6 protein-coding genes are annotated in these 5,861 nt (G+C 60.8%); 2 read left to right on the plus strand and 4 right to left on the minus strand.

The annotated features are described in order from the left end of the window. From RSB01_RS13215 to RSB01_RS13230, 4 genes are all read right to left on the minus strand, one after another. On the minus strand, positions 1-182 hold a 182-nt coding region (locus tag RSB01_RS13215; RefSeq protein WP_332625639.1), incomplete at its 3' end, for an aminoacyl-tRNA hydrolase. Between the two features lie 90 nt (positions 183-272). Then, positions 273-878 (minus strand): 50S ribosomal protein L25/general stress protein Ctc, encoded by a 606-nt coding sequence (locus tag RSB01_RS13220; protein WP_332590491.1) that lies wholly within the window; start codon positions 876-878, stop codon positions 273-275. A 150-nt stretch (positions 879-1,028) separates the two neighbouring features. Then, a complete protein-coding gene (locus tag RSB01_RS13225) occupies positions 1,029-2,102 on the minus strand; it encodes a hypothetical protein (protein ID WP_332590492.1) in 1,074 nt (357 codons plus the stop codon). 108 nt (positions 2,103-2,210) lie between these two features. Continuing rightward, positions 2,211-3,143: a ribose-phosphate pyrophosphokinase gene (locus RSB01_RS13230; protein WP_332590493.1), complete on the minus strand. Its 933-nt coding sequence runs from the start codon at positions 3,141-3,143 to the stop codon at positions 2,211-2,213. Between the two features lie 259 nt (positions 3,144-3,402). On the opposite strand from RSB01_RS13230, the gene bamD reads away from it, so the two are divergent. Both bamD and RSB01_RS13240 read left to right on the plus strand, forming a co-directional pair. Continuing rightward, positions 3,403-4,224 (plus strand): outer membrane protein assembly factor BamD, encoded by an 822-nt coding sequence (gene bamD / locus RSB01_RS13235; protein ID WP_332619391.1) that lies wholly within the window; start codon positions 3,403-3,405, stop codon positions 4,222-4,224. Between the two features lie 95 nt (positions 4,225-4,319). Then, positions 4,320-5,861 (plus strand): DNA repair protein RecN (locus tag RSB01_RS13240; RefSeq protein ID WP_332625641.1); only part of this gene is annotated, 1,542 nt, incomplete at its 3' end.

Consider the following 5,861-nt stretch of genomic DNA (forward strand, 5'->3'; position numbering starts at 1 on the left):
GGTTTCATCAGCAGGATCTTCTCGCCCTCGATCTCGCCATCTTGAATCTTGGACTGGAACTTGGCCTTTTCGGGACCGAAGCGCCAGCGGCGTGCGATCTCGTCAGCGGCCATGAAGCCGATGTTGTGGCGGTTCTTTTCGTATTTAGCGCCGGGGTTACCCAGACCTGCGATGATAAACATGGGCGTCTTGTGCATTGAGTAGAGGGCAAAGAAAAGCCCCGCAGCGAAACCGCTACGGGGCTTTGATCTTTCGGGAAGATCAGAAGGGGATTAGCCCTCTGCGCCTTCTTCGGCTTCTTCCTTGACGCCGCCGCCCGGAGCCTTGACGGTCGCGATCATGAAGTCGCGGTCGGCAATAACCGGGGTTGCGCCTTCCGGCAGGTTGGTGATGTCCGAGAAACGGATCGAAGCACCAACTTCAGCCTTGGCCAGATCGACGATCAGGGTGTGCGGCATCAGGTCGGCGCGCACCAGGATTTCGACTTCGTGACGGACGATTTCCAGCGTGCCGCCCTGACGGACGAACGGAGCTTCGTCGCCGTTGATGAACTGGACAGTCAGGTCCACTTTCACCGGAACCGATGCGTCAACGCGCATCAGGTCGAAGTGCATCGGACGATCCGAAACCGGATCGAAGTCGATGGCCTTGGCGATAACCGGCTGGGTTTCTTCACCGTATTTTAGGGTGACCAGTTGGCCACGCAGGTTGCCGGTGTACAGCGACTTGCGGAATTCGCGCTCGCTTACGGAAATGGCAACCGGGGCTTTATCGCCACCGTACAGGATGCCAGGCACGGCGCCGGCGCGACGCACGGCACGGGCGCTTCCGGTGCCCACGCCTTCGCGGACGTCAACGTTCAGAATGATCTCGGCCATAGGGCTCGCCTTCATACAAATAAACGCCAGCGCTGAGCTGATGTCAGCGCGGCGGGGTCATGAACCCTTCGAATTCAAGAGCGCGGGCTATTACACGGATCATAGGCAGGACGCAACCGGTCCGGCCTATATTGCCCGCGAAAACTCGCCTTATCCGGTCGGTTGTGTAACGGAATTCGGCTCAGACACAACAGTTACTGTCGGAACAGCGGTTGGTCGGGGACCTGCGAACTGGGAAGTGCACTGTGCCAGATCGCGCACAATGTGTCGTCCGGTGCAGAAGATGTCCTCATAGTTCGGTCGCGATGCGGCCAGGCACTGATAGAGCATCAGCTTGGACATATTGAGACAGAACTCGTTGTTGGATTCCGTGGTCAGGGCATCGGTATTGGCGCGCGCGTCCTCACCGGCTGCTCCAAGCGCAGCAAGGGCTGCAATGGCCAGAGAGTTGACGACAGCAGGCGTATAGGGCGCACCGCGCTGGGCACGTTCCGACACCAGTCCCGAGCCGCTATGGGCGGCAGCCAGAAGGCGCGCGCTTTCCTCGGCCGAGGGCATGCGAGGCACCGAAAGGTCCTTGGCAGTTTGCAGACGACCGTTGCGGTCGGCCACGGCCTGTGTGGCCCAGCGACGGCGCGGATCGTTGCGTTCCTGAATCGTATAGGCGTCGGCTTCAACACCGTCAGCGATGAAGGTCAGGGCATCAATGTCGCGAATCAGGGTTTGCACCATCAGACCCACAGCCGAATCTGCACCGGGCAGGGTGGCGGCATAGGCGGGATCGGCGATGATTCGGCGGATCATTTCCTGACGCTGGGTCGGGTCGGTGCCGAATTGGCGCACACCGGCCAGATATTCCGGCGATTGCAGGGCCAAAATTGCGCCATAGGCAATCATGCCGCGCGACATCTGGGCCGCATCATAGGCGGCACCCTTGCGCAGTTCGGCCTGAATTTCTTCGGCGCTCTGGAAACCGCCAGCCTTGACGGTGTTCAGATCGCGAACAAAGGCGACATAGACCGAGGCGGCCTCGGCAACGCTCTGGTTCAGGGCAATGGCCGGCGGCGGCGCGGGCGGCGGGGGCGGGGGAGCTTCCGGCTCGGGGGTCGAGCAACTGGCCAACAGGACGGCGGCGGCCAGGCTTGCAACCGACAGGCCACGACGGGACGTCATGATACCGGTCGGGGCACGCATCGGGGCCGGACGTGTCTTGAACTGAGGCATCGGCGGGCTTCCCTTTACTATATTCACGTGAAAGGGCCGCGCCGCACAGCGCAGCCCCTTATGGGGGCTTGAGGCCGTCCAATACGCTCGAATATGGTTAGCCGAACCTTAATCGAAGAGCTTGGACACAGATTCTTCATTGGCGATGCGACGGATCGCTTCACCAATCAGGGGGGCAACGCTGACACGGCGGATTTTGTTGCAACCCAGTACCAGAGCGGGCTGTTCGATCGAATCGGTGATGACCAGTTCGCTTAAGGGACCGTTCTGGACGCGCTCGACAGCCGGACCGGACAGGACGCCGTGGCTGATATAGGCCGATACCTCGGTGGCACCCTGTTTAATCAGGGCCTCGGCCGCATTGACCAGAGTGCCGCCCGAATCGACGATATCGTCAAACAGGATGCAGCTGCGGCCTGCGACGTCACCGATGATGTTCATCACTTCGGACTTGCCCGGCTCGGGGCGGCGCTTGTCGACAATGGCCAGATCGCAATCGAGGCGTTTGGCCAGCGAGCGGGCACGAACCACACCCCCGACGTCCGGCGAAACGATAACCAGCGAATCGCGCGGCTTGGTTTCGCGGATGTCCTGGGCCAGCACCGGCATAGCGACCAGATTATCGGTCGGAATATCGAAGAAGCCCTGAATCTGTCCGGCGTGCAGGTCCATGGTCAGAACGCGGTCGGCACCGGAGCGCTCGATCAGGTTGGCCACCAGCTTGGCCGAGATGGGCGTACGGCCACCGGTTTTACGATCCTGACGGGCATAGCCGAAATAGGGCATGACACAGGTCACGCGACGGGCCGAGGCGCGGCGAAGCGCATCGACCATGATCAGCATTTCCATCAGGTTGTCATTGGCAGGGAAGCTGGTGGACTGGATGATAAAGACATCCTCGCCACGAACATTTTCCTCGATAACGGCGAAGACCTCGTTATCGGCGAAACGCTTGACGTCCGCCTTTGTCAGAGGTGCATCGAGGTGGTTTGCAATGGCCTGAGCCAAAGTCCGGTTCGAATTGCCTGCCAGCAGCTTCATGACCGGTCATCCTTTCGCCGTGTTCGGACCCGCACATTTGCGGCCCTTAATAGTGTTGCGCGCTCTCTAGGCTGCGAAATGACTCGCATCAACCCGCGTTTCCGTGATTTCCGCGCATTGGCATCGCGTTGTGCGCTGTTATAGAGAACACCAAGGACATGTGGTGCAGAGGGTGCATCGCCTGTTTGGCAAAATTACGAGGTCGCTCTTGCCCGCTCACAAGTCTCGCTCCGGTTCTTTCCGCTCTGGCATGATGCTGATGGGTGTTGCCGCCTTGGCACTCACCCTTTCGGCCTGCTCCGGAACCAAGCCACGCCAGAAGCTCGCCTATGAAGAACGTCCGGTCGAGGCCCTGTACAACACCGGCTATCAACGTCTTCAGTCCAAGCGCTGGAACGACGCGATTGACTACTTCCAGGAAGTCGAACGCCAGCACCCCTATTCGGAATGGGCGCGCCGCGCGATTCTGATGCAGGTCTATGCCTATTACCAGAACAGCAATTATAACGAGGCGATCGCTGCGGCGGACCGCTTTATCGCGCTGTTCCCCGGTAACCCGTCGGCTTCGTATGCCTTCTATATGAAGGCGGTCTGCAATTTCGAGCGCATCGTCGATGTGGGTCGTGACCAGGGTTATGCCGAGGCGGCTCTGGCCGGTCTGCGCGATGTCGAGCGCCGCTATCCGAATACCCCGTTCGCCACCGATGCCCGTGTGAAGATCGACATGGTCAACGACCAGCTGGCCGGTAAGGAAATGGCCGTGGGTCGTTTCTACCAGCGTAACAGCCAGCCGATCGGCGCACTGAACCGCTATAAGGCCGTGATCGAAAATCCGGCCTTCCAGCGTACCTCGCATACGCCCGAGGCCCTGTACCGTCTGGTCGAGCTGAATATGCAGCTGGGTCTGCGTGACGAGGCTGTGCGTAATGCTGCGGTTCTGGGTCACAACTTCCCGGGCAGCCAGTGGTACACGGATGCCTTTGCGCTGCTGACCGCTGGGGCTGAGGGTGCTGAAAGCATTCAGGCTCCCGAAGCCAAGAAATCCTGGGTTAGCCGCCTCAATCCCTTCGATCGCGACTGATTTCGGAACTTTATGGAACACAGGGGTGTAAAACCTCTGTGTTCTCGTTCTGTTTCCGTTAGAGTGGTCCGGAATAACGCGAATCAAACCGATCCATGCTCACCACTCTTTCGATCCGTGATGTGGTCCTCGTCGATAGTCTCGACCTGGAAGTCGAGAACGGACTGACCGTTCTGACCGGCGAAACCGGCGCGGGTAAATCTATTATACTGGATGCTCTGGGTCTGGCGCTGGGCGCGCGGGGCGATGCAGGGCTGGTTCGGCACGGCTCCAAACAGGCTGTGGCGACGGCGGTGTTCTCTACGCCCAACGATGCCGAGCTGATTGCCGCTATCGTGGAAAAAGGGTTCGATGTCCGTGCGGGGGACGAGCTGATCCTGCGCCGCATCCTGTCTGCGGATGGCCGCTCCAAAGCCTATATCAATGATCAACCTGTTGGCGTGACCGCCCTGCGCGAGATCGGATCGCGTCTTGTCGAAGTGCATGGCCAGCACGAGACGGTCGGTCTTCTGGACTGGAAGACCCATCGGGCTTCGCTGGATGCCTATGGTGGCTTGCAACCGCAGTTGTCGGCGGTTGCCGATATGGCGCGAAAACTGAAAGACGCCCTGAACCGTCTGGCCGAACTTCAGGCCGAAGCCGCCGATGCGGCCAGCCGCGCCGAAGAAACCTCGCAAAACCTTGCCGAACTGGATGCCCTCGATCCACGCGAGAACGAGGAAACCGAACTGGCGGGCGACCGTGCTGTGCAGGGCGCTGCCGAAAAGGCGCTGGCTGATCTGGCCGATGCCCGCACCCAACTCGGCGGCGACAAGCTGTCGCAAAAGCTGAGCGCGGCCCTTCGCGCGGTCGAGCATGCCCGTACACGGGCAGGGCAGGCGGGTATCGAGGGCGATCATCCGGTCATCAAGAGTCTGTCCGATGCTGTAGAGGCCATCGACCGCACCATGGTCGAGGCCATGGAGGCGATTTCGGCTGTAGATGCCGCCGCCGATGCCTTTGATTTCGAGCCGGGGGCGCTGGATAAAACCGAAGAGCGTCTGTTTGCTCTCAGGGCCACGGCGCGCAAGCTGCATACGACGGTGGATGCGCTGCCATCCTTGCGGGTGCGCCTGCGCGAGCAACTGCGCCGGATCGAAAACAGCGAAGAAGCCCTGACCAATGCCCGTCGCGATGCGGCTGTGGCGGCGCAAGACTATGATGCGGCAGCCGAGGTTTTGAGCATCGCGCGGCAAGCGGCTTCCGAGCGTTTGACCGAGGCGGTTATGGCCGAGCTAGGTCCGTTAAAGCTGGAGCGCGCGCGTTTTCGCGTGGCGATGGAACCGGTCGAAGGGCGTCGGGGGCCAGAGGGCCGCGAGACGATCCGTTTTCAGGTTTCCACCAATACCGGCACCGCTTTTGGCCCGCTGGACAGTGTGGCCTCGGGCGGGGAACTGGCCCGTTTTGCTCTGGCGATGAAGGCCGCCTTGGCCAGCCGCGAGGACATCATCCAGCCGGTGATGATTTTCGACGAGGTCGATCAGGGCGTCGGCGGTGCTGTGGCTGAGGCCGTGGGCGGGCGTTTGAAACGTTTGGCGCACGGCGCACAGGTGCTGGTGGTAACGCACAGCCCTCAGGTGGCGGCGTGCGGCCATACC

This window comes from Brevundimonas sp. (genome assembly GCF_036659295.1).
In the GTDB taxonomy this organism is placed as follows: Bacteria; Pseudomonadota; Alphaproteobacteria; order Caulobacterales; family Caulobacteraceae; genus Brevundimonas.

Bases quoted from the DNA above. Each gene is read 5' to 3' on its own strand.
- RSB01_RS13220 (WP_332590491.1), bottom strand. From the start codon at position 878: ATGGCCGAGATCATTCTGAACGTTGACGTCCGCGAAGGCGTGGGCACC.
- RSB01_RS13225 (WP_332590492.1), bottom strand. From the start codon at position 2,102: ATGCCTCAGTTCAAGACACGTCCGGCCCCGATGCGTGCCCCGACCGGT.
- RSB01_RS13230 (WP_332590493.1), bottom strand. From the start codon at position 3,143: ATGAAGCTGCTGGCAGGCAATTCGAACCGGACTTTGGCTCAGGCCATT.
- bamD (WP_332619391.1), top strand. From the start codon at position 3,403: ATGGGTGTTGCCGCCTTGGCACTCACCCTTTCGGCCTGCTCCGGAACC.